This is a genomic window from Mycolicibacterium sichuanense, from assembly GCF_033741125.1.
In the GTDB taxonomy this organism is placed as follows: Bacteria; Actinomycetota; Actinomycetes; order Mycobacteriales; family Mycobacteriaceae; genus Mycobacterium.
The window spans coordinates 1-23,976 of the sequence record NZ_JAWQPU010000018.1 but is presented as its reverse complement, the minus strand read 5'-3'; the positions used below and the strand labels follow the sequence as shown (position 1 = coordinate 23,976).

Below are 23,976 nucleotides of genomic sequence, written 5' to 3'. Positions count from 1 at the left end.
CGGATCAGGCTCCCGCTGCTGATGTCACCCCACAGGCCGCGTCCACCAGCGCGCCGGGACCCGAGCCGACTCCAGCCCCTGCAGCGCCTCAGGCGTCGGCGGTGTTGGACAGCGCCCATCTCGGTGACATCGAAGGCGCGTTCGGCCGGGTCAGCGTCGGCGACAGCGATCAGGGCCGCACGCTCAAGACCCGGCTGCTGACACTGTTGGCGATCCTCGGGCCCGGGATCATCGTGATGGTCGGCGACAACGACGCCGGCGGTGTCGCCACCTACGCCCAGGCCGGCCAAAACTACGGCTACAGCCTTCTCTGGGTGCTGCTGTTGCTGATCCCGGTGCTGATCGTCAACCAGGAGATGGTGGTCCGCCTCGGAGCGGTCACCGGGGTGGGCCATGCCCGGCTGATCAACGAACGCTTCGGCCGCGGGTGGGGCTGGTTCTCCGTGGGGGATCTGTTCCTGCTGAACTTCCTGACCATCGTCACCGAGTTCATCGGCGTCTCGTTGGCCGCCGCCTATTTCGGTGTCTCGAAGTACATCGTCGTCCCGACGGCCGCGGTGGCGTTGGTGGCGATCATGGCCTCGGGCAGTTTCCGTCGCTGGGAACGCGCCATGTTCGTGTTCATCGCGATCACCCTGCTGCAGATCCCGATGCTGCTGCTGTCGCACCCCCAGTGGGGGGTGGCCGCACAGGCCTTCGTCGTGCCGGGCATCAAGGGTGGGCTCAGCTCGGATGCGGTGCTGCTGATCATTGCGATCGTGGGCACCACCGTTGCGCCGTGGCAGCTGTTCTTTCAGCAGTCCAACATCGTCGACAAGCGCATCACCCCGCGCTTCATCAGTTACGAGCGCGCCGACACCACCATAGGCGCGTTCGTGGTGGTCATCGGTGCGGCTGCGTTGGTGATGACCGCGGACTGGGCGGCCCGCTCCACCGGCAGTGAGGGCAACTTCGGCGACGCCGGAGACATCGCCCGTCTGCTGTCGGCGCATAGCAGTGTGCTGGGTCCGGTCTTCGCGATCGTGCTGCTGGATGCCTCCATCGTGGGTGCGGCAGCGGTGACCTTGGCCACCAGCTACGCCTTCGGCGACGTGTTCGGTCTGAAACACTCCCTGCACCGCGGGTTTGCCGACGCCAAACCGTTCTACGTCTCCTACATCGCGATGGTCGCCGCCGCCGCTGGGATCGTGCTGATCCCGGGTGCGCCGTTGGGTCTGATCACCACTGCGGTGCAGGCACTGGCGGGTCTGCTGCTGCCGAGTGCGAGTGTGTTCCTGCTGTTGTTGTGCAACGACCGGGAGGTGTTGGGCCCGTGGGTGAACCGGCGCTGGCTCAACGTCGTCGCGGTGTTCATCGTCGCGGTGCTGCTGTTGCTGTCGGGGATCCTGATGGCCACCACCCTATTTCCCGACTTGGACGTCGTGACCGTCACCGCGTACCTCGCCGCAGGCATCGTCATCCTGGCCATCCTCGCGGTCGGGGTGCTGAAGTGGTTGCAACGCCGAAACCCCAGGGCCCCGGCCCCAGTGACCGTGATCGACGGGCCTGAGAAGATGTCGTGGCGCATGCCGCCCCTGGCCTTGCTGGAACCCGTCACCTGGTCGGCCGGAACCAAACTCGGCATGCTCGCCCTACGCGGCTACCTGGTCGTCGGCGCGATCCTGCTCATCGTCAAAGCCGTCCAACTCGGCGGCGGATGACCATGCGCCGCACCGCGCGCCGGTGCAGGGACCGGCGGATGTGAGCACCGCACTCGGTGGCTCGCTGGCCGTGGCATCGACCCCGCTACCGCAGTACAGCCACCACGCGGTGATCATCGGCTCCACGATCCTGCTAGTGACGATCGCGGTGATCGCGACGGTGACACTGCTGATCCTGTGGGGCCGACGGGGCCGCTAAGCGTGTTCTCGACCGAGACAGCTCACCTTTATTCATCGGGTGTCTTGTGACCACGGTTGCGGCCCTTTGTTCAGGACCATTCTTGACTTGAGGGACGCGTTGAGAGAGGTCGCGTACGGCTCTAGAGGCAGCATGGGGCGCGCCACGAAAGATCACGCGACCAGGAACCGTCCGATTGACAGTCTGAGGATGGTCCAAGGCTAAGGCGGGACGGTGGCTCTTCGGCGTCCCGAAAACCTTCGTTATCGGGACGCGCCGGATGATCCTAATTTTCTGATCAGGAGCCGCCCTCCAGGGCGCGAGCTTCGAACTCTAAAATCCCCAGATTGCTCTGATCTCTGGATAGAGGCTCGTCCTGGTGGTTTCGCTCGAAACCGTGGGCCGCTCCCCCGGCCTGGCCGGTTACGGACGGCGGATCTGACTACGCTCTTTGCGTGTTGACAGCCTGGGCCGACGAGAGCGGATCACGTCCCGACCTGGACCCAGGTGCGTATTTGCTCGCGGCGGTCCTGTGCGAAGACGATGACATCGCCGAGATACGCAAGACCATGGAAGACCTGCGCATCGGTGAACCCAAGCTTCACTGGCACGGCAGCAGCGCGGAACGTCGCGGACAGCTCATCGAGATAGTCTCCGGACTTCCCGTCACCGGATTCGTCGTTGTCCACGTCGACCAAGATGCCAATGACCGTCGGCATCGACGAAAGTGCATGGAGTTCCTGCTCCCGCACCTGGCGGACATGCCCTGTTCCACCATCACGTTCGAATCGCGCGGCCAGCTCGACGCCAGTGATCTAGCGACGCTGCAGATGCTGCGCTCGCGACGGATCGTCGAACCGACACTTCGCATCGAGCACGCCGTTGGCCGAGTGGAGCCGGCGCTCTGGGCAGCAGACATCGTGTGTGGCGCTGTAGTGCAAGCCCGGACCGGAAATCGCGATTACCTCGACGTACTCAGCAACATGGTCGAACTCCACACGATCTGACCCAAAAAAGCCGCAAGCCACAGGCCTCGTCGTCCGGCGAGTAATCCTGTGGCTCACTTCCAAACCCACCGCAATGGGATGGCTATGTATAGGAGTGTACGGGCCTGAGTCCCACCCGCGCAATGAACCACAAACCCGCCGGTTAACCGGTCAGCTGACCACCCTGTCCCCTGCGCATCCGACCGACTCGATTGTGTCTTTAGAAAGTCAGTATGTACTGATATACGTATGTACTGATATACGCGAATCAGTACATACGTGATGATCGTCTGCGTTTGCAGAAGATTCTTCTAGTCCGCGTGCCCACATTTGCATCAATTACTGAGATACTGAGGTACGGAGTTCCGCGCATCAGTAAATACTGAGTTCCGTAGCCGTCTCGCTGGCTTGACAGGTAAACGAATGGATATCTATGTCGCCTCTTCTGACAATTGTCGTGGCCAACCTCAAGGGTGGCTCGACGAAGACCACCACCGCCGCCTTCATCACTCACGCACTTGCTGAAGCAGGTTTGTCCGTGCTCGCGGTAGACGCCGATGGCGAAAATGAATCGCTCCTGTCCTGGTCCGAAGCGGGGGAGTGGTCCATCCCTGTCATTGGCATGCCTGTTACTGATCTCCACCGCAAGCTTCCTGGAGTAGTGGGGGACCGATACGACGCAGTGGTGATCGACACTCCGCCGATGAAGGAGCGGCGCGGCGTCGTTGCATCGGCCATCCGCATGGGAACCCATGTGTTGGTCCCGATGGCACCGACCGGAATGGAGTACGCCCGTGTGCCGGCAATTCGCGAACTCGTCGACGACGCCGGCGCCCTGGCTGCGGAGCCACCGCAGCTCGCTGTGGTGTTGACCCGCACAGTGTCCAACGCTGCCAGCACCGAGGTATACCGGCAGATGCTCACCGATGACGGTGTCCGAGTCCTCGGTCCGACAGTTGGTCGCCTCGAGCGTTTCGCCCAGGCATTCGGCCTGCCGATCGCTAACGCAGCTACGACGGCCTATGGCGACATCGCCGCAGAACTCCTCGGCGTCACCACTCAGTAAACACTGATCTACGGAGATACTGAGGTACTGACTAATGTCTAAACAGGAGATCGCATGAGCACCGCCGCCGAGAAGATCAAAGCCAACGCTGAACGGTTACGGGAGAAACCCCTGGCCACGCCCAGCGTGCCCGCGCCTGCAAGCCCCCAAGAACTAAAAGCTCCTTCTCCCGTTCGGGGCCAGCCGACGATCGTCCGTCAGAAGACCGTGCGTCGCACGGTCGACTTATCTCCAACGGCTCATCGCGGCCTTGACGGTTGGCAGCGTGATACTGCCGATCGCCTAGGTCTGGCCCGCGTCACCGGCCAAGACGTCCTGGCGGCACTCGTCGATCGGCTTCTGGCCGACCCCGACCTAGCTGATCTGATCGTGCAAGTGATCGCCGACCGGCGAGCGTGAGACGTCAAACCAAGAAACCAGCCCGCTGAGGTCCGCCGAGGGTTCGACCTTGCTGGTCCGAAGACCTGCCCTTTCACCCGCTAGCGTTCTTTTGTAATGCGCGTTGCATAATTGCGTCACACCACCCGTCCCTACTGGGGGCGGGTTTTTCATGGGCAGTCTTTCTCGCCGGTAGGGGTGGGGCTACGCGTATGGGCCACGCACAGACCCAGGCCCCAACGAAGAAGGATCCGGAAAAGATCGCGGGCGGGCCCGGCGTGTCTTACCCGGTAAGTCCGTGTCGCACAGGAAGATCACCGCATGGCCCAATCGCGCAGCACGCACAAGGGCGCCCGTAATCAGGTTCTTGCTCCGATCGCCGCAGTTGTCTACACCGAACTCGAGGCGCAAGCCGCTGACCACTGCACAAGTCTCAGTCAGCTGTCAGCCGACTTACTAGCCATCGCGACGGGTTACCCAGAGCTCGCTCGCGACGTGAACCAGGCTGTGCTGCTCCCGGCAACACCCAAGCCGTCAGCTGACGGTGGCCACGTTACTGATGAACATAGCCGCGCCAGCCGGCCCACCAAGCTGCGCGTTCCGTCGCCGGTCTACGCCGTGCTTCGTGGTTGCGCTGCAAGACATTCCATTGCCGCGGGCTCGGCCGCCGCCGATTTGCTCGCTATCGCGACTGGCCGCCTCGACGCGGTGAATCATCTCGATCAGGAGGTGCTGCTGCTCGCGATGTAGCCGCAACCGGCCCGAGAGTCGGCATCTCGCACATTTTCATAAGCGGGTGACCCGCCCAAAGACGAAAACCCCCGGCTAGGCCGAGGGTTCGTCTGAACCGAGTTCACAGCTCGGTTCGGGTGGTGCTTCCGCACCTTCCCCGAAGGGACTGTCTTGGAGGACAGCTCTCACGGTAGCGCACGTCTGTCTGCAGTTCTAGATGGCGCGCACCGTGATTTATCGAATCGTCATCTACGCCCCCGTAGCTACCGCGGGTGCACCTCCGTGCGGCCGCGCCGCGGGGTGGTGTCCACCCGCCCCGCGTGGCTTGTCCGGCTGTCGTCGCCGACTGCACACCCAAGAGCCGTCCTTGGCGCCCCCCAGGGCGCGCGGAGGCCGGCGATCGTGCTGGAGGTGGGGGAGCGGGCCTTCGCGGGGGTGCCGTGCTGGAGCGGTCGTGCAGAGCGCTGGTCCATCTTCACCGTCCCGATCGCCTACGACCTCCGTTATGACACCCACGTGCGCCCCGTGCTCGGCGCCAATCAAGTCAGCCGTACCGCGGTCCTGGCCGTCGCCGCAGCACGTGCCGCGTATGCCGAATACGGCACCGGGCGGGGCAGCCGGCCCTCCAACGAGCGCCTGGCCGCCGACACCGGCTACTCGGTGCGCACGGTGCAACGCGCCGACACCGCACTGCGGTTGTTGGGGGTGGCTACCGAGGTCCTGCGCGGCCGCCAACGCACCCGGACCGAACGCCTGGCGTCCTGGCGGGTTGGTGACAAAGGGCGGGGCTGGGCTTCGGAGTGGGCGCTGCACGACGACGCCGTCCTCGCCCGGCTGGTAGGCAAGCTGTCATCCCATCCCGAAGGGTCTTCTTTTAGTTCTTCAATCTCTCGTAAAGATGTGGTTACTACCGGCAGGAGCCGCCCTGCGGGCGTCGCCAAAAGCGGCATTGGACGGGGGGCGTGGGGTCCGGGCCCGTGGGATCCGCGTGCGGGCCGGTTGGTGGCGGCGTGGCGGGCTGATCCGCACAGCCCGCCGTGGGCGCGACGGTTCACTTCGAACGCCTGGACCCGAGTGCTGGCCGGCCCCGCGGTGCACGGGTGGTGCTCTCAGGACGTGAACCAGTTGATCCGGGACTGGACAGGGGTGAAGGGCTGGCTTCCGGCCGATCCGCACACCCCGATCGGGTTGGTGGGGGCGATGATCACCTGGCACGGCAGGGAGCGTCTCGCGGATCGTCCGGCCGCACTCGACATGGCACGTGAGGCCGAGGAACTCGCCAAGGCGCGGGCCCGGGTCGCCGCGCAACACCTGGAGCGCGCCGCCGCAGAACGAGCGCGGGCTGTCGGTCGTGCTGCGGTGGGCGGTGCGGGGCACACCGCAGCACGCGCGGCAGCCGCCGCCGCCGCGCACCGCGCCGTGCTGCGGCGCACCGCGTCCGCTGCCGCCGACGCCGCCATCCTGGACGCCGCCGTGCGCGCCGCCCGGGGCACGAAACCGGGACCTTCTCATTACGAGTGACTGGGTGTGCCAACCCGCTTCCGCTGGCTGTCCGTATGGGCGGTTGTGGGTGTGCGCGGCAGCTAGGCGGTGAAGTCGAACTTCTCCAGGAGTGCTTGGCGTTGACGGTCGCCCAGGCCGCGCAGTCGGCGGGTGGGGGCGATTTCCAGCTCGGTCATGATGTCGTGGGCTTTGATCTTGCCGACCTTCGGTAGGGCGGTGAGGACTTCGGAGACCCGGGTCTTGCCGATGACGTCGTTGGTGGCGGCGTCGGTGAGGACCTGGGTCAGGGTGGTGTCGCCGCGTTTGAGTCGGTCCTTGAGGTCGGCGCGGGCTCGTCGGGACGCAGCTGCCTTCTCCAGCGCGGCGGTGCGCTGCTCAGCGGTCAGTTGGGGAAGTGCCACAGGTTTTCTCCGTCTCACCCATGTCGGGTGTCATGGGGTCGTGATGCTGGGTGGGGTGTGGGGTGTTCATCGGGCGTCGACCACCCTAGGCCGCGCCACCCACACGTCACAGTGCTGCCGGTAGCCCATCGGCTGACCGGGGGCCAGTGTTCACCGGTTCGGCGGTGAGCTGTGGGTGCGGTGACGCCAGTGCTGGTTCAGCCACATCTCGATGAGTTCAGCGGGTACCTGGGCTGTGGTGGCCCAGTGGTGCAGCAGCGCGTCGTAGCGGCGGTACCGGGTGGCGGTGAAGTGCGCCACCGACGGGTCTTCGAGCCAGCCGAGATAGATCAGGGTGGCGACGCTGTACGGGTCGAGCAGCTGCGGACGCCCAGCGGCGGTGGCGGGGTTCGCAGTGGTGGTGTCGTGGGTGGCCCAGGTGTAGAGCGACAACACGGTGGGGCCAACACCGGGGGTGCGGGGCCAACCCGAGCGGCCGCGGTACGGACCAAAGTCGTGCCTTCCGAGGTGGGTGTGGCGTAGTTGGTCCAGGGCGGTGAGGGTGACGTCGAGATCTCCGCCGCGTGTGCCGTCCCGTCCAGCACGCGGTGGTGTGGTTGCACGGGTGTCGGGGAAGCGGCGCGCGTGGGGTCGGTGGGGGTGTCCGGTCAGCCAGGCCGCGGCGCGGTAGAGCACCACCAGATCGGTCGGCCCGTGGGCGGGCAAGGCGGTGTCGTAGAGGTCGGCGCGGCGCAGGTAGGCGGCGCCGTGGTCGGTGGGGGCGCCGTCGGGGTCGCGGCCGTATAGCTGGACCGGAATCTGGTGGCGGGCCAGGCGGGTGTTCCACCAGTCCAGATCCACCCCGGCCATGTCATCGCCCACCAGCACCTCGTAGTCCTGCGCCCGACACCACGCCACGCATTCCTCCGGTAGCCCCAGCCCCACGTCCCGTTCGTCCACACCGCGCACTTCCCACCACCTCCAACCCAACACCCATTCTACCCGCTCTCAGACCATTGGCACATTTGCACAAGATTTGTGCGATGCTGGTGGGGGTCGTCCGTCAGGCTCTCTCCCTAGCGGTCTGGCGGGCGGCCCCGAGATGGAAGGCGGGTGGTGTGGGTGTTGACAGTGGCGAAGTTGTCGCGGTGGTCGGTGAACTACTACAACGACACCGCGAGGGCCGCCGGGCAGGCCACCCGGGACGCGCAAGCCGCTGGTGGTGGGTTGGCGGAGTACTACTCCGAACGCGATTCGCGGACCCCGGTATGGATGTGCGCCGGCGACGCGAACGCAGCCGCGGGAATGGTCGGTTTGACCGACGGTGAGCGCGCCGGCGGGGACGCCGACCCGGACGTGGTGGCGCGCTGGTTGGACGATGGATGCGCACCGTCGGGGGAGTGCGGGCGGTCCCACGGGGAGCGTGGGGTGCACGGTTTCGATCTGACGTTCTGCGCCCCCAAGAGTGTGTCGTTGGTGCGGGCGTTCGGTGACGATGTGACCCAGAAAGCTGTTGGTTCGGCGCACCAGGTGGCGATCACCGAGGCCCTGGAGTATCTGGCTGATCATGCGGGGTACACCCGGGTGCACAACCCGATCACCGGGGAGAAGGACCTTCAAAGACTGCCGGGGGTGGTGGCCGCGGCGTATCAGCACGAGACGTCGCGGGCGGGGGATCCGCACCTGCACACCCACGTGTTGGTGCCGAATCGGCAGGCCCGCTCTGATGGGAAGTTGGTGTCGTTGGATGGGACGTCGCTGATTCACGAAGCGCGGGCGGCGGGGATGATCTATCAGGCCACGTTGCGTCGGGAGCTGCATCTGTCGGTGGGGATCGAATGGGCGCCAGTTGATCCGTCGACGGGGATGGCCGACATCGCCGGCATCACCCCGAAGATGATCAAAGCGTGGTCGAAACGGTCCACCCAACTCCGGGAGTGGGCGGCCAATAATCTCGTCATCGATGACGGTAGGGGGGTCACTCAGGGGCAGTTGGCGGCGGCGCAGAAGGCCACAAGGCCGGCGAAACCGGAGCATTTGGCGTGGGCGGAACTGCGCCAGCAATGGGCCAACGATGGGCGCGGTTTCGTGATCGACGAGGCCGCGCACCAGGAGGCCCGGGCGGCGCGGATCGCGACCGAGAAGCGGGGGGTGAATCCGTTGGCGTTGGCCCGCACGGCGGCCGCGGGCATCGACAAACCGGCGTTCACGAGGGCTGATCTGGTGGAGGCGATCGCCCCGGTCCTACCGGTGCACATCGAGGGCGCGCCGGGCACCCCGAGGACCCTGATCGAAGCGATCGTGGACCGGGTGGGGATGCGGATCACCGCACAGCGCGGTGCGGCGCAGCGGGAGGGTTCCGAGCGGTTCACCGCCCCGCAGATCATCGCCGAAGAGGCCGCGGTCATCGGGCTGATCGACACCCTCGACGACCGGTCGCAGCTGCCCGAAAAGGTCGTCACCGCAGCGGTTCAGGCCGCGGAACTGTCCCCGGATCAGGGCCGGGCGATCACCGCGATCGGCTCCTCCCCGTGGTTGATTCAGCCGCTGTCCGCACCGGCCGGGGCGGGCAAGACCACCTCCCTGAAAGCCCTCCGCGCGGCGGCGAACAGCACCGGCCGGCGGGTGCTGGTGTTGGCGCCGACCGGCCAAGCCGTGGACGTCGCGGTCCGCGAGGGTGCGGGGGATGACGGGTTCACGGTCGCGAAGGCATTGACGTCGCTGCGCGACGGCACCCTGGCACTGGATTCGTCGGTGTTGGTGGTGGTGGATGAGGCCGGGATGGTCGGCACCACCGACCTCCACGAGCTGTTGTCGGCGACCACCGGAGCGGGGGTGAAGACGGTCCTGGTGGGCGACGCCCACCAGCTGGCACCGGTGAAAGCAAGGGGTGGGATGTTCGCCCAACTCCAGAGCGATGTGCCGTGGGCGCAGCGGTTGTCGGAGGTGTGGCGGATGCACGACCCGCAGGAGCGGTCGGCGTCGTTGGCGGTGCGTGAGGGTGGGCCGGCCCCGGTGCGCCGCGCCGTCGGCTGGTACCGCCGCCAGGATCGGTTGCACACCGGGGATCCGGTCGCGATGGCCGCCGACGCCCTGGACGCCTGGCGGACCGATCAGCGGGCGGGTCGGGATGGGTTGTTGATCGCCGACACCTGGGAGATGGCTGATGCCCTCAACACCCGCATCCACGCCGACACGATCGCCCCCGACGCCCCCCATGTGGTGGCGGCGCGGGGGCACCAGATCGCGGTCGGGGACGTCATCATCACCCGCCGCAACGACCCCACCATCAGAGTGCTCGATCGCACCAAGAACACCACGCTGGACGATGTTCCGGTGCGCAACGGGAACCGCTGGCAGGTGTACGCAGTCGACCCCGACAACGCTCGGATCGCGGCCCGACGACTCATCGACGGGGCCCGGGCGGCGTTGGGTGGGGACTACCTGACCGAACACGTCACCCACGGCTACGCGGTCACCGTGCACGCCGCCCAAGGCGCCACCGCGGACACCACCCATGCGGTGCTGGGCGAGGGGACGAACCGGGCGGCGGCGTACGTGGCGATGACCCGCGGCCGGGCATCCAACTCGGTGTATCTGTACGACAAGGTGGCCGGGGAAGGCGACCACGAACACGCCGAGGTGACCGCGGGGGTGCATCAGGCGCGGCGCGGCACCAGCGCCCAGGCCGCCGCCCTGCTGCGCACCGTACTGGGACGCGACGACCGCGCCAGAACCGTGCTGGCGACCGCCGCCGAGGTGGATCGTGCGCTGTTGCCGGAGTCGGTGCGCGACCTCCTCGACACCCACGACCGGACCGTGGCGGGGTGCCGGACCGCACACCAACACCACCTGGGTCGCGAGACTGTGGAGCGGGAGTTGGCCGCCGAGCTGCCCGCGTTGCGGGCCGCGGTGGAGCTGCTCGAGACCGCCGCCGGGGGGCGCAGCGGCGCCGGCGGGTACTACAGCACCCCCACACGCCTGTTCACCCAGATCGGCGCGGAGCACCGCGACGCAGTGTCCGCCATCGCCCACGACGCGCACTCGGTGCAGGTCCTGACCATGCACCCCGACGCCGCCGACGACAAGCCCGCCGCCCTGGCCGCGATCACCGCCGCCGCCCGCGCCCATCAAAAGCGGATGCCGTCCTCCCACAACACGGCTCGGCCGGGTGTCCTCGCGTTGCCGGCCACCCAAGCCGCGGCCGATCGGGCCGCCGCGCTGGGGTACGCCGACACCATCCGCCGGCCCGCTGCCGCGGTGCACCACTTCGACTCCGGGGACTGGCCGCTGCCGGTCGGGTCCCTGGTCATCGTCGACGACGCCGACCACCTCCACCCCGACCTACTCCGGTCCCTGGTCGAGCAAGCCTCGGTCCGCACCAACACCAAACTGCTCCTCATCATTAATGAGGGCGCCGACCGCGGTCGAGATCATGGCGGGGACCGCACGCGTGGCGAGGGGGTCGTGGTGCTTCGGGAGTCCCTGCCCTGGGCCCAACACATCGGCACCCCAACCCGAAATATCGAGCGCGACACCGTGATCGACCGCACCCGACGCCACCTAGACGCGGCTGACAGGGCTGTCGACAGTCCCGTGCACGCCGAGGCCGTCGGCCTACTGGCGCGCCACAGCGGCCAGGTCCAGACCTTCCGCGACGAGATCACCACCCGTGAACGCCTCAACGCCCGCTTCACCACGCGCAGCCGCGACCGCAGTGACGGTCTTGAGCTCTAACCCCGCTTCCCTGCCCTGGGAAACGTGTGCCGTCTCGGTGCTGCGGTCATGGATTGCGCGTCGCGAAGGTGACAGCGGTGCTGCAACCATCCGGTCAGGGTGAGCGGTGGATGGGGCCGTGCGGTTCGGCGCAGTGCTCGCCGTTGCTGCCGCTGTCGGCGTGGTCGACTTGCAGGGTGGTGTGTTCGAGGTCGAATTCGTCGTGCAGGACGGCTTCGATGGTGGTGCGCACGGCATGACAGTCGACCCCGGCGGTGACCAAGATGTGCGCGGACAGCGATGGTTGACCGGAGGTGATCTGCCAGACGTGCAGGTCGTGGATTTCGGTGACGGCCGGGATCGCGGCGATCCGGGGCCCGATCACGGTGGGGTCGGCGTTGGCGGGGGCTGCTTCGAGGAAGATGCGTCCGGATTCACGAAGCAGGTTCCAGCCGGCGTGGGCCATCAGGGCGGCGACGATCAGTGCGGCGATCGCATCCGCGCGGGCGAAGCCGGTCAGCCAGACCACGGCGCCGGCGATCGCGGTCCCGATGAACGCATAGAGGTCGTTGAGGATGTGCTGGAAGGCGCCTTCGACGTTGAGGCTGGTGCGGTTGGCGCGGCTGATGCTCCATGCGGCGGCGATGTTGACCACGATGCCCACCAGCGCGGTGATGAGCACCAGCGGCCCGGACACCTGCGGTGGGTCGATGAGCCGGCGTACCGATTCGTAGACGAACCAGACCGCCAGCAACATCAGGGTGAGGCCGTTGGCTTGGGCGGAGAGGATCTCGACTCGTTTGAATCCGTAGGTGTAGACGCCGCGGGCGGGGCGGGCGGCGAGGCGGATGGCCACCAACGCCAGCACGAGGGATGCCGCGTCGGTGAGCATGTGCCCGGCGTCGGAGATCAAGGCCAGTGAGTGGGCGAGCACCCCGACGACGACCTCGACGGCCATGAACCCGACAATGAGCCCCAGCGCGATCGCCAACCATCTGCGGTCGGCGTCGGCGGACACCCCGTGCCCGTGCCCGTCATGTCCGTGGCCGCCGCCACCAGGAGGCGGGCTCGTCGGCGACGCGACGTCACCCGGCTCCGCTGGCCGGGGCGAGGTGGCTCCGGCCTGCCCGGAATTGGTGACCATGGTGTGTCTCCCTCGCCGTATGTGCTGGCAACCCCTACGCATTCATGCATGGTTGCGCATGAATTGTTGTTGAACGTACCCCACCGAAGCCTGTGCGACCCGTGGGGGGTGGCCGCGCTCGGCCCGACGCCACTGTTCGGGGAGGGGTGTTAGCTCAGTGCGCTGCCTTGGAGCCATGTCGGCCAGGGCACGCTCCAGTCGCCGTTTTGCCAGATGTCCAAGGGTTTGCCGCCGGTGTTGCGGACTTCGACGATGTCTCCGGGTTGGGAGAAGTCGTAGAACCATTGGGCGTTGTCGGGGTTGAGGTTGAGGCATCCGTGGGAGACGTTGGTGTTGCCTTGGGCCCAGACGGTGCTTTCGAGCTGGTGGAGGTAGATGCCGTCGGTGCTGATGCGGGTGGCGTAGCTGATGGTTTCGCGGTAACCCAGTCGGGAGTTGATGGGCAGCCCGAACGTGGAGGAGTCCATGATGACCGGGTTGGCCTTGTCCATCACGGTGTAGATGCCGGGCTGGGTCCAGAACGTGATGGTCTGTCCGCCAATGATTTCGCTGCCGCCCATGCCCATCGAGGTGGGCATCGTGCGTACCAGGGCGCCGTTGTCGTAGACGCTGACCTGCTTGGTCACGTCGTCGGCGATGGACACGTGAGCGTCACCGATCCTGAACGAGACCCGGGTGTCTTCCTGGCCGTACAGACCGTCGCCCAGCGGGATGCCGTAGACGGCGGCGGTCGCGGTGACGGTGGTGCCGGGTGCGAAGTAGCGAGGCGGGCGCCAGTGCGCGTTCTGGTCATCGAGCCAGTACCACGATCCGGTGACCACTGGGGTGGTGGTCACCGATAGTCGGCGTTCGGCGGCGGCGCGGTCGGTGATGGGTTCGTCGAAGTGGGCCACGATCACCGTGCCGACCCCGTAGACGGCGCCGTCGCGCAGAGCACTGCCCCCGGTGGTCGTCAGGGTCACCCGGGTCTGATTGCTCGGTGTCAGGGTGGAAAACGTCGACACCCGTGTCGTCGGGATTCCGTCGGTACCGATCCCGGTGGCGGTCAGGGTGTAGGTCCGCCCGTAGCCCAGCGGCACCGCGGGTTTCCACACGGTGCCATCCGGTGTCATCACCCCGGTGACGGGCGTGCCCTGTTCGTTGACCATGGCCACGTCGCCGAGTCGGCCGGCGGTCGCGGTCACCAACACCGCACCCAGCGGATCGACGTCACGTGCCCCCGCGCCCGGGGTCACCGTCACCGCGGCGGGCATCGGCGCGGCCACCGCGTTGGTGGGGGCGGCGGTGCTGCCCGACGAGGGGGGCGGCGGTGACGTCACCGACCCGAGCAGCGTCACCGACCCCAGCACCGCCGTCACCATCAGCACCCCGGCAAGCCCAATGGCCCGGGCCCGGCGATCGAACGTCAACGGTCATCTCCCCAATCTCGGCGGGTTACGGCCAGGGTGCTCGTCGACGTTGACGCGGCATTCTTCACGGTATCTGCGGACCACCGTAGTAGATCGCCGCGGTAAGAGGTTCGACGGTGAACGACGGAGGCCGAGTGGAGGTTTCGGGTGCACACCCGACTCCGGGGCCGGTCCGTGGTTGCGGCTGTAGAAGGTGTCCACGGGGGATGTCGCGCCCGCACAGCGCCGACGGGGCGGATTCGGCGTTGAAGGGTGACTGCTCGTCCGTCCACGATGGTCTCGGGCCGCTTGTCCCACGTGGCTGCTCCTGTCATCGCGCGAGCTGCAGGCCTGCGGTGGTGGCGACGTAGACAGCGATGACGATGAGCAGGATCGCGAAGCTTCGGGTCAGGGCGTTGCCGGAGATGCGGTCGCTGACCGCGGTGCCGGCGAAGGATCCTGCGATGGCGGCCACGGTGAAGGGCACGACGATCTGCCAGGGAATGCTGGCACTGCCCAGGCGTTCGGCGAACGCGCCGGCGCTGGTGATGGCGATGATGACCAGCGACGTGCCGACTGCGACGGGCATCGAGTAGCCCAACGCCAGGACCAGTGCGGGCACGATGAGGAACCCGCCCCCGACGCCGAGGAATCCGGTCAGGAATCCGACGACCAGGGCGGCTGCGACGAGCTTGCCGATTTGGGCGGTGTTCACCCGCGGCCGGGTAGTGGTGGCCAGGGGTGACTCGTTGTCGCCGTCACCGGGTGTGGTGCTCGTGGTGCTCGTGGCCGATGGGTGTCCCGGCTCGGGCTCGGAGTCGCAGGTCTTCTTGGTGCGGCGCAGCATCGCGACCGCCGCTACCACCATGAGCGCGGAGAAGGCGATCAGCAGGATTTGGGGGTCGACGGCGCGGTTGAGTATCGAGCCGCCGAAGGCGGTGATCGACCCGATGACGCCGAACATGGCGGCGGCCTTCCATCGGACGTGTCCGCCGCGGGCGTGCGCGATGGCGGCGATCACGGAGGTGATGCCCACGATGATCAGCGAGGCACTGGTCGCGGACTGCGGGCCCACGTGCAGCAAGGACACTAGGACCGGGACGGTGAGGATGGAACCGCCGCCGCCGAGTGCGCCCAGGAAGAGGCCGATCAGCACCCCGCAGGCGCTGGCGACGACGATGGTGAGCATCTCTAGATGACCGTCCCGGGGGTGCCGTCATCACGGATGACGGGGTGCCCGGCGTTCTGCCACGCCGTCATCCCACCGGTCAGGTTGTGTACGGGTAGCCCAGCGGCGGCGAGCTTGGTGGCAGCCTTGCTCGATCGACCACCTGATCGGCACACCACGACCAGCGGTGCCATGTCGGTGTAGGCGGAGGGGTCGAGATCACCGAGGGGGACGTGCACCGCCCTCGGGGCGTGACCGGCAGCCCATTCGTCATTCTCCCGAACGTCGACGAGGGTGACGGTGGCGCTGTCGATCAGCTGAGCTGCGGTGGTGGGGTCGAGGTCTTTCACGGGTTCGGTCATGATGTCGTCCTTTGCTGGTGGGGGATGGGGGATGTAGAGCGGTCAATTGCGGGATAGCGATTCGGCGGTGAGGAACGTGTATCCCTCGCTGGGGGAGAAGCGGGCGCTGACGGTGAAGCGGTCGCCGCGAATGACGGTGTGGCGCAGTTCCACGGGGCGGGTGCCCATGACGCTGAGCCGTCGGATCGACAGTGCGGCCGTACGGTCGTCGAGGTCGAGCAGCGCCGCGGCGGCGGGGTCGGGCATCACGGCGGTGACGTCTTCGCGTCCGCCGGTGAGGCGGATTCCGCACCGGGTGTCGAGTTCGATGTAGAGCGCGGTGTGGGTGAAGCTCGCCTCCAGGAGCGGTGTGGCGAGCTCGGCGGGCAGCCAGGCGTAGTCCAGCGCCAGCGGCAGCTCGCCGGCCATGCGGAGCCGCTCCAGATACACCAGTGGCGCGTCCGGTCCCATGTGCAGGGTCGCGGCGACGGTGGGATCGGTCCGAATCTCCAAGGCCCGCACCACGCTGTGCTGGCGCAGGCCGGTGGCTTCCACCGCGGCGAACAGGCTGTAGAGCGCCCCGAGGGGCTGTTCGATCACCGGGACCTCCGCCAGGCGGGTGGCGCGTCCGCGTTCGGCGACCAGAACCCCGTCGGCGCGCAGGCGGCGTAGTGCCTCGCGGACGGTGTGCCGACTCAGCCCGTAGCTCGCGGTCAGGGCGTGCTCACCGGGAAATGCCGCCGAGAACTCGCCCGCACCGATCCGTGCCACCAGGTCGGCGTGCAATTGCGCCCACAAGGGCAGTGCGCTGGACCGATCCATCCGTGCACTGAGATCGTTCACCGTTCTCCTGGTCTCCGATCGGCACTTGAAGGGGCCGCGTCCGGTGAGGGGGTGAGCATTCTGAACCAACATCCGCTACCATAGCCTAATGTACGTACATCCGTACGACCGATCAAGGAGTAGCTTGCCATGCACGTCGAAGTGATCGCCACCGAAGACCTCGGGGACCGCAGCTATTTGGTGCACGACGGGACCTCCGCGGTGGTCGTCGATCCGCAACGCGACGTGGACCGGGTCGAGAAGGTGTTGGCCGACCTCGGCGTGGCGTGCGCGATGGTCGTGGAAACCCACATTCACAATGACTACGTCACCGGCGGGTACGACCTGGCGATGCGCAACGGCTGCCCGTATGTGGTGAATGCCGCCGACGAGGTGTCCTTCGACCGGCTCGCGGTCTCCGACGGCGACGCACTCACCGTGGGAGCGATGACGGTCCGGGTGCTGGCCACCCCCGGTCACACCGACACCCACTTGTCCTACGTCATCTCCCAGGGCGACGAGACACCCGCGGTGTTCACCGGCGGCTCGTTGCTCTACGGCAGCGTCGGGCGGACCGACCTGGTCGACGTCGACCGCACCGAGGAACTCACCCGCGCGCAGTACCATTCGGCCCGTCGCCTGGCTGCCGAGCTTCCCGATGCCACCCCGGTGTATCCCACTCACGGGTTCGGCAGTTTCTGTTCCTCGGGGTCGGCTGCCGGCGGTGACGGCGGCACCATCGGGCAGGAGAAGACCCGCAACGATGCGCTGGTCACCGACGACGAGGACGCCTTCGTCGACACCCTGATCGCGAACCTGACCGCCTACCCGGCGTACTACGCCCACATGGGCGGCCTCAACCGCAGCGGACCCGCCGCGCCGGACCTGTCGCCCCCGACACCGCTGGACGCTGGCCAGCTACGCCGTCGCATCGACGCCGGCGAGTGGGTGGTCGACTTGCGCGACCGCACCGCCCATGCTGCCTCCCACGTGCACGGCAGCGTCGGTATCGCTCTGGGGCAACAGTTCTCGACTTACCTCGGGTGGCTGATGCCCTGGGGGACCCCGTTGACGCTGATCGGGGACTCCGCCGAGCAGGTCGCCGAGGCGCAGCGAATGTTGGTCCGCATCGGCGTCGACGAACTGCAAGGTAGCGCGACCGGCAGCGCGGAGGACTTGAGCGCGGGCGCACCCACGGCGTCCTACCCGCGGCACACCTTCGCCGAACTCCCCGATGTCCTCGTCGACGCCACCGCCGCCACCGACACCGACGCGGTGCTGCTCGACGTCCGCCGCGACGACGAATACGCCGGTGGTTACATTCCCGGCGCCGCCCACGTCCCGATGCACCAGTTGCTCGACGAACTCGATGCGTTGCCGCCCGGACAGCTGTGGGTGCACTGCGCCAGCGGCTACCGCGCGTCGATCGCGGCCAGCCTGCTCGACCGCGCCGGACGCGACGTCGTATTGATCGACGACTCCTTCGACAGCGCCGTCGACGCCGGCCTGACCACTCAGGCCTGACCCGTCCCCACATCCGTCGATCTGCGAAAGGCCTTCCATGACCACCGCGATCAGCCACCAGGTCGCCATCATCGGCGGCGGGAACGCCGGCATCTCCGTGGCCGCCCGGCTGCGCCGCGCCGGGCTGACCGACATCGGGATCATCGAACCCGCCGACACCCACTACTACCAGCCGTTGTGGACTCTCGTCGGCGGCGGCTGCGCACCGGCCGGGGAAAGCGCCCGCACCGAGGCATCGGTCATGCCCCAAGGTGTGGGCTGGATCAAGGACCGGGCCCAGGAGATCGACCCCGACGCCCACACCGTGACTACCGCGTCGGGCACCCACGTGCACTACGACCACCTGGTGGTCTGCCCCGGCATCCAACTCGACTGGACCGCGATCCCCGGGATGGCCGAATCCCTGGACACGCCAGCGGTGTCCAGCAATTATCGCTATGACCTCGCCCCCAAGACCTGGGAGCTGATCAGGAAGATGCGCTCGGGCACGGCGATCTTCACCATGCCCGCCGGGCCGATCAAGTGCGCCGGGGCGCCGCAGAAGATCGCCTACCTGGCCGCGGACTACTGGCGCCAGCACGGCGTGCTGGACGCCATCCGCATCGTCCTGGTCCTGCCCACCCCCGGAATGTTCGGGGTGAAGACATTCGCCGAGGAACTCGAACGCGTCGCCGCCCGCTACGGCATCGAGGTCCGCACGAGCAGCGAAGTCACCACCGTCAACCCCGGCACCCGCACGGTCACCATCACCGACAACGCCGCCGGCACCACCCAGGAGATCGGGTATGACCTGCTGCACGTCGTGCCCCGCCAATCCGCCCCGGACTGGATCAAGGCCAGCCCGCTGGCCGACCCGGACAACCCGGGCGGCTACGTCCAGATCGATGAGAACACCCTGCGCCACACCCGATTCGACGACGTCTTCGCCCTCGGTGATGCTGGGTCCTCGCCGAACTCCAAGACCGGTGCCGCGATCCGCAAACAGGCACCGGTGGTGGCGGCGAACCTTCGGGCCAGCCTCGCCGGACAACCCCTTCCGGCCAGTTATGGCGGGTACGCGTCATGTCCGCTGACCACTGCGCGCAACAAGATGCTGCTCGCCGAATTCGACTACACCATGACGCCCGCACCGTCGATCCCGTTCATCGACACCACCCACGAACGCCGCGACATGTGGTACCTCAAACGCTACGGCCTGCCCGCCATGTACTGGAACCTGATCCTCACCGGCCGGGCATAGGACGGCCATGTTGATCGCACCGGGCTGGGACGCCTACTACGCCGGGGTCGAGCACCCCTTCTGCTCGGCCACCGAGGCGGCGCTGACCTCGCGGATCGATCGACTCCCGCCCGGGCGGGCGATCGACCTGGGCTGCGGCTTGGGCCGGCATGCCCGCCACCTCGCGGAATTGGGCTGGACGGTCCAAGCCGTTGACTTCTCCTGCGTCGCCATCGAAATCGCCGCCACCGCCGACGGACCGAACGTCACCTACCTCGTCGATGACGTCACACGGTGGCGACCCACCGAGCCGGTCGACTTGATCCTCGCCAGCTTCCTGCACCTACGAGCCAACGACCTCCTCGCGCTCCTCGCCTCGGCCAGAACATGGCTCGCACCCGGGGGGCACCTGATCTACCTCGGACACGCCCACTTGGACGGGGTGGACGGTGGCCGGGGCGAACCCGCGCACGGCGACTTCCCCGGCATTGCCGACCTGGCAGGGGCGTGCGAGGGCATGCGCATCGACGAACTCGCCCACGTCGTGCGCTCCCACGTCGACACCACCACCACAGTCGACGTCGTGCTACACGCCCGGAACTGGTGGACGAACAGCTCGCCACCACCAATCACAGGTCGATCAAGTCTCGGCCACCATGACCATGGCCGAAGTGTCGATCACGGCGGTTCACCCGCGATCAGCACCGGACACCCCCACCCAATGTCACCAGTGAAAGGCACGGCATGACTTTGCATCTCGGAGACGACGCACCCGACTTCACCGCAGACACCACCCAGGGAGTGATCAACTTCTACGACTGGCTCGGAGACTGCTGGGGCGTCTTGTTCAGCCACCCCGGGGACTTCACCCCGGTGTGCACCACCGAGCTTGGGACCGTGGCACGGCTCAAGGGCGACTTCGACCGGCGCAACACCAAAGTCATCGGCCTTTCCGTGGATTCGGTGGAATCCCATGAGAAGTGGGAGCGTGACATCGGTCAGACCCAGGGCACGGAGATCAACTTCCCGATGATCGCCGACACCGACCACAACGTGTCGACGCTCTACGACATGATCCATCCCAACGCCAGCGAGACCAGCACCATCCGCTCGGTGTTCGTGATCAGCCCCGACAAGAAGATCAGTCTCACCCTGACCTACCCCATGGCCACCGGGCGCAACTTCCCCGAGATCCTGCGTGCGATCGACAGCCTCCAACTCACCGCGGCGCAACCGGTGGCCACACCGGCGGACTGGCAGCCCGGTGACGACGTGATCATTGGCCTTGGAGTCTCCGATGACGATGCAGCCCAACGGTTCCCGGGATACACGGCGCTCAAGCCGTACCTGCGCCTCACCCCAGACCCGACGGCATAGGTTCGGCGGCGTCTCCACGTTGCCCTTCGCAAGGGAACACCGCCGAACTGACCCACCCACCCCCGACGATGTGGGGGTTCTCCTGCTGACGGCGATCGGATCGCACGCACTGGCCACATCGGGGTCCGCCACCGCCTGAGAGGGGGCCGCAGCCCTCTGCGGTGCCGATGACCCGCGCACACATCCACGGCGATTTCGAACGGGCCCCAGATTCGGTCAGGTCGGCGCGCTACGTTGGCCACGCGCCGTGTCGGGACTCGCACCGTCGATCCTGGTCGCAGTCCGGTTCCCGAGAATCGAGAGGTCACGAATGGTATTGGCGTATCTGCCCAGTCCCAGCCAGGGAGTGTGGCATGTGGGGCCGATCCCCATCCGTGCGTACGCGTTGTGCATCATCGCCGGCATCGTCATCGCGATCTGGCTGACCCAACGGCGGTGGACGGCCCGCGGCGGGAACCCCGACGACATCCTGGACATTGCAATGTGGGCGGTCCCCTTCGGCATCGTCGGGGGACGCCTCTACCACGTCATCACCGACCCCGAGCTGTACTTCCTGCCCGGTAGGGATCCGATCAAGGCGTTCTACATCTGGGACGGCGGCCTGGGCATCTGGGGGGCCGTCGCCCTCGGCGCCCTCGGCGCCTGGATCGGCTGCCGACGGCGCGGGATCCACCTGCTGGACTTCGGCGACGCGCTCGCCCCCGGACTGATCCTGGCCCAAGCGATCGGGCGGTGGGGCAACTACTTCAACCAGGAACTCTACGGCCGACCCACCACGCTGCCGTGGGCTGTGCAGATCGACCCCGCGCACCGACCCGCCGACACCCCGCAGATCGGCCTCTATCACCCGACGTTCCTCTACGAATCACTGTGGAACGTGGCCGTCGCGCTGCTACTGCTGTGGGTTGACCGTCGCTTCACCGTGCCCCGCGGCAAGCTGTTCGCCCTCTACGTCGCCGCCTACACCGTGGGCCGCGGGGCGATCGAGGCGCTGCGCATCGACCACGCCAACCACTTCCTCGGCCTGCGCCTCAACGACTGGACCTCCCTGATCGTGTTTCTCGGGGCGCTGACCGTGCTGCTGTGGCCGCGACGGGACCCACCCGCGACCGAGGAGTCGGCCGCAAACCACGAACCGTCCACCACCCACCACCCGTCGGCACCGGCATCCCGCAAACCGAAGAGATCCCCCGAGTAGCACCGCGCACGGCAAGTGGGTTCCCAGGATCTCCCACGCGCAGTCGTCCAGGCTGAGCCGATAAACGCGAACGCGGCTCGTCGAAATACCCCGTCGGGTATCATGGACGGGTCCGGTGACACGCCGGCTGGGTGACTGCGACGAGTAGGTGGCGACGGACATGGTCGATGACGACGACAGCGCGGCGTTGATTCTCAACCGCCTCCGCCGCGCGCACGGGCAACTCGCCGGGGTGATCTCGATGGTGGAGCAAGGTCGCGATTGCAAGGACGTCGTCACCCAATTGGCAGCGGTGTCGCGCGCACTGGACAAAGCGGGATTCAAGATCGTCGCGACCGGGATGCGGCACTGCCTCATGGGGGAGACGCCCGAGGGTGGGCCGCCGATGAGCGAAGCCGAACTCGAGAAGTTATTCCTCGCGCTTGCCTGAGACACGACGGCCCCCTTGGCTTTTACGTGCCCGCCGGGCGAAATCAGATGGATACCCCCAAGGGTATTGCCTCGATGGAGTCGACGGCGACGACTCGGCGGTTCCGCAATAAAAATCTGAGAGCGTGGCTGACGCCGTGACGATGCTCGCCGCGGGAATGTCCTTCGCCTGCAACCGATACGCGCACTGCCCCCTGCGCCGAATCCTCCATCGACCACCAGCCCGAGAAAACTCGTTCGCCACCAGTTGACCAGTGCGGCAGGCAGAACGGTATTGGACGTGTTCGACGCGTCATCCGGTACTCGCCCTTTTCTGCGGGGGTCAAACAAACTCGGCCGATTCTGCTACGGGCGGGGCGAGCTCGGACCGGCCGGCGTCGTCGTGGGCGACTGCTGCTGACCGGGGGCCATTTGACCGGGGCCCACTTGACCCGGTCCCATCATTCCGCCCGGTCCCATCATTCCGCCGGGGCCCATCGGTTGTCCGCCGTCGTCGCGGTTCCTCGTCGCGAACTCGTCGCCGCGATGATCGCGGCCAAAGGAGCCGCCTGAGTGCGCGCCCAGGACGAACCCGGAGAAGAAGATCGTCGCGACGATGAAGACGACACCGGCCACGATGCCCACCAGTGCCGCGATCCGGTTGAGCCTGTTGGGCCGGTCGTGGTCGTGTCGGGCCGATGATCCCGCATTCCCCCGATCCGTGGCCGCGGCTGTCGGTTCGGTCCGGGATTCAGGTGTTTCGGTCATACGTCACCATGCCCCGGTGAGCCGAGCGATGGGTGCGCCGCCGCCAAGAATTCGCCGTGCACAGTGCCCGTCACGCTCCAGGTGTGGGAACGCGGTGACCTGAACCCCACTGACACGCCGCACCACGACGGGGTGAACTTCTGTGCTTGCCCGTCGCCGGGGACGCCCGGTCGACAACTCGGTTGCAGGCCACCACCAGTACTGCAGGATATTTGGTGCTTGGGTTGACATCAGATCGGCCGCTTGTCGGTGGTCTGACCGAGGGCGTCGATCGCTGCCTGCAGCTTGTCTGCGGCGTCGTCGGCGACCGCGCGCAGCCCGGGTTGATCGGAGACCTGCACCATCACCTGCGGGTTCATCGCGTCGATGATCACTGTGTCGTCACCGGCCTCGGGGTCGGTGCGCACGACGACGTTGCACGGCAAGAGCAGGCCGATTTGACGGTCAACTGTGACCGCGCGGTGGGCCAGCGCCGGGTTACAAGCCCCCAGGATCAGGTAGTCCTCCATGTCCTCACCCAGTTTGGCTTTCAGCGTGGCCTTCATGTCGATCTCGGTGAGCACACCGAAACCTTGATCGGCCAACGCTTTCCGGGTTCGTTCCACCGCATCCTCGAACGAAGTATGCAGTGTGGTCGATAGGGCGAGTGGCATCGTTTTCCTTCTTTCTTCAGACCTGGGCGAGTTATCTGATGGGTCAACCCCAGCTAACCCAGGGATCGATCGCGGCCTGCTCGTCATGCCGGACCGCATCCTTATACCCGGGGGGGTACAGCCACCAACGCCACCGTACACGGTCGGTTGGATAACCTGTGGTTCCCATTACTAGAGAAAAGAGACACCCCTCAGAGAGCTACTCCCCCAACCGTGTAATCCCAGGTCGCGCTGTCTCGTTTCTACTTAGAAACGAACAGCCGCCGATCTTGATAGACGCCGTGGACCGTCGGGTGTTCATCCCTCGCGGCCTTGCCGTTGGCGACG

Annotated in this window: 23 protein-coding genes; 14 read left to right on the top strand and 9 right to left on the bottom strand. The window is 66.9% G+C overall.

Going from position 1 to position 23,976, the window contains the following annotated elements; genetic code table 11:
* Positions 1-101: 101 nt before the first annotated feature.
* From SBI80_RS27810 to SBI80_RS27780, 7 genes are all read left to right on the top strand, one after another.
* On the top strand, positions 102-1,700 hold the full coding sequence (locus SBI80_RS27810; RefSeq protein WP_318978378.1) for an NRAMP family divalent metal transporter: 1,599 nt from the start codon (positions 102-104) through the stop codon (positions 1,698-1,700).
* A 40-nt stretch (positions 1,701-1,740) separates the two neighbouring features.
* Positions 1,741-1,899 carry a hypothetical protein gene (locus tag SBI80_RS27805; protein ID WP_157838308.1) on the top strand — a complete coding sequence of 53 codons (159 nt, stop codon included), beginning with the start codon at positions 1,741-1,743 and terminating at the stop codon, positions 1,897-1,899.
* Between the two features lie 434 nt (positions 1,900-2,333).
* Positions 2,334-2,885 (top strand): hypothetical protein, encoded by a 552-nt coding sequence (locus SBI80_RS27800; RefSeq protein WP_318978371.1) that lies wholly within the window; start codon positions 2,334-2,336, stop codon positions 2,883-2,885.
* Between the two features lie 436 nt (positions 2,886-3,321).
* Complete coding sequence (locus SBI80_RS27795) at positions 3,322-3,930, top strand: AAA family ATPase (RefSeq protein ID WP_318978369.1); 609 nt, start codon at positions 3,322-3,324, stop codon at positions 3,928-3,930.
* Between the two features lie 54 nt (positions 3,931-3,984).
* Entirely contained in the window at positions 3,985-4,329 is a 345-nt protein-coding gene (locus SBI80_RS27790; protein WP_318978368.1) for a hypothetical protein, read from the top strand.
* 300 nt (positions 4,330-4,629) lie between these two features.
* Positions 4,630-5,058: a hypothetical protein gene (locus SBI80_RS27785; protein WP_318978367.1), complete on the top strand. Its 429-nt coding sequence runs from the start codon at positions 4,630-4,632 to the stop codon at positions 5,056-5,058.
* 384 nt (positions 5,059-5,442) lie between these two features.
* A complete protein-coding gene (locus SBI80_RS27780; RefSeq protein WP_318978365.1) occupies positions 5,443-6,561 on the top strand; it encodes a helix-turn-helix domain-containing protein in 1,119 nt (372 codons plus the stop codon).
* 62 nt (positions 6,562-6,623) lie between these two features.
* Here the strand turns inward: SBI80_RS27780 and mihF are convergent, their stop codons facing one another.
* Together mihF and SBI80_RS27770 are read right to left on the bottom strand one after the other, a co-directional pair.
* Positions 6,624-6,944, bottom strand: coding sequence for an integration host factor, actinobacterial type (gene mihF, locus SBI80_RS27775; RefSeq protein ID WP_318978363.1), 321 nt, complete (start codon positions 6,942-6,944; stop codon positions 6,624-6,626).
* A gap of 150 nt (positions 6,945-7,094) precedes the next feature.
* On the bottom strand, positions 7,095-7,883 hold the full coding sequence (locus SBI80_RS27770; RefSeq protein WP_318978361.1) for an 8-oxoguanine DNA glycosylase OGG fold protein: 789 nt from the start codon (positions 7,881-7,883) through the stop codon (positions 7,095-7,097).
* A 162-nt stretch (positions 7,884-8,045) separates the two neighbouring features.
* Between SBI80_RS27770 and mobF the strand changes: the two genes are divergently transcribed.
* Entirely contained in the window at positions 8,046-11,660 is a 3,615-nt protein-coding gene (gene mobF / locus SBI80_RS27765) for a MobF family relaxase (protein WP_413232830.1), read from the top strand.
* Positions 11,661-11,754: 94 nt separating this feature from the next.
* Here mobF and SBI80_RS27760 read toward each other — a convergent pair whose 3' ends face one another.
* From SBI80_RS27760 to SBI80_RS27740, 5 genes are all read right to left on the bottom strand, one after another.
* Positions 11,755-12,657 carry a cation diffusion facilitator family transporter gene (locus tag SBI80_RS27760; RefSeq protein ID WP_318978377.1) on the bottom strand — a complete coding sequence of 301 codons (903 nt, stop codon included), beginning with the start codon at positions 12,655-12,657 and terminating at the stop codon, positions 11,755-11,757.
* Between the two features lie 275 nt (positions 12,658-12,932).
* Entirely contained in the window at positions 12,933-14,144 is a 1,212-nt protein-coding gene (locus SBI80_RS27755; protein ID WP_318978374.1) for a L,D-transpeptidase, read from the bottom strand.
* 358 nt (positions 14,145-14,502) lie between these two features.
* The gene (locus tag SBI80_RS27750) at positions 14,503-15,360 is read right to left on the bottom strand and encodes a sulfite exporter TauE/SafE family protein (RefSeq protein ID WP_318978357.1); all 858 of its coding nucleotides are present in this window, start codon (positions 15,358-15,360) and stop codon (positions 14,503-14,505) included.
* A 2-nt stretch (positions 15,361-15,362) separates the two neighbouring features.
* Positions 15,363-15,701 (bottom strand): rhodanese-like domain-containing protein, encoded by a 339-nt coding sequence (locus tag SBI80_RS27745; RefSeq protein WP_318978355.1) that lies wholly within the window; start codon positions 15,699-15,701, stop codon positions 15,363-15,365.
* Positions 15,702-15,743: 42 nt separating this feature from the next.
* Entirely contained in the window at positions 15,744-16,523 is a 780-nt protein-coding gene (locus tag SBI80_RS27740; RefSeq protein WP_318978354.1) for a GntR family transcriptional regulator, read from the bottom strand.
* Positions 16,524-16,652: 129 nt separating this feature from the next.
* On the opposite strand from SBI80_RS27740, the gene SBI80_RS27735 reads away from it, so the two are divergent.
* From SBI80_RS27735 to SBI80_RS27710, 6 genes are all read left to right on the top strand, one after another.
* Positions 16,653-18,026, top strand: a complete 1,374-nt coding sequence (locus SBI80_RS27735; RefSeq protein ID WP_318978352.1) for an MBL fold metallo-hydrolase — start codon at positions 16,653-16,655, stop codon at positions 18,024-18,026.
* A gap of 37 nt (positions 18,027-18,063) precedes the next feature.
* Positions 18,064-19,266, top strand: coding sequence for an NAD(P)/FAD-dependent oxidoreductase (locus SBI80_RS27730; RefSeq protein ID WP_318978351.1), 1,203 nt, complete (start codon positions 18,064-18,066; stop codon positions 19,264-19,266).
* A 7-nt stretch (positions 19,267-19,273) separates the two neighbouring features.
* Positions 19,274-19,993: a class I SAM-dependent methyltransferase gene (locus SBI80_RS27725; protein WP_318978350.1), complete on the top strand. Its 720-nt coding sequence runs from the start codon at positions 19,274-19,276 to the stop codon at positions 19,991-19,993.
* Positions 19,990-20,622, top strand: coding sequence for a peroxiredoxin (locus tag SBI80_RS27720; protein ID WP_318978348.1), 633 nt, complete (start codon positions 19,990-19,992; stop codon positions 20,620-20,622). The genes SBI80_RS27725 and SBI80_RS27720 overlap by 4 nt, the downstream gene beginning before the upstream one ends.
* Before the next feature lie 310 nt (positions 20,623-20,932).
* Positions 20,933-21,820 (top strand): prolipoprotein diacylglyceryl transferase, encoded by an 888-nt coding sequence (gene lgt / locus SBI80_RS27715; protein ID WP_318978346.1) that lies wholly within the window; start codon positions 20,933-20,935, stop codon positions 21,818-21,820.
* A gap of 160 nt (positions 21,821-21,980) precedes the next feature.
* Positions 21,981-22,250 (top strand): metal-sensitive transcriptional regulator, encoded by a 270-nt coding sequence (locus tag SBI80_RS27710; protein ID WP_318978344.1) that lies wholly within the window; start codon positions 21,981-21,983, stop codon positions 22,248-22,250.
* Between the two features lie 344 nt (positions 22,251-22,594).
* On the opposite strand, the gene SBI80_RS27705 is transcribed toward SBI80_RS27710, so the two are convergent.
* Together SBI80_RS27705 and SBI80_RS27700 are read right to left on the bottom strand one after the other, a co-directional pair.
* A complete protein-coding gene (locus SBI80_RS27705) occupies positions 22,595-22,996 on the bottom strand; it encodes a hypothetical protein (RefSeq protein WP_318978343.1) in 402 nt (133 codons plus the stop codon).
* Positions 22,997-23,226: 230 nt separating this feature from the next.
* Positions 23,227-23,649, bottom strand: a complete 423-nt coding sequence (locus tag SBI80_RS27700; protein WP_318978342.1) for a DUF302 domain-containing protein — start codon at positions 23,647-23,649, stop codon at positions 23,227-23,229.
* Positions 23,650-23,976 lie beyond the last annotated feature (327 nt).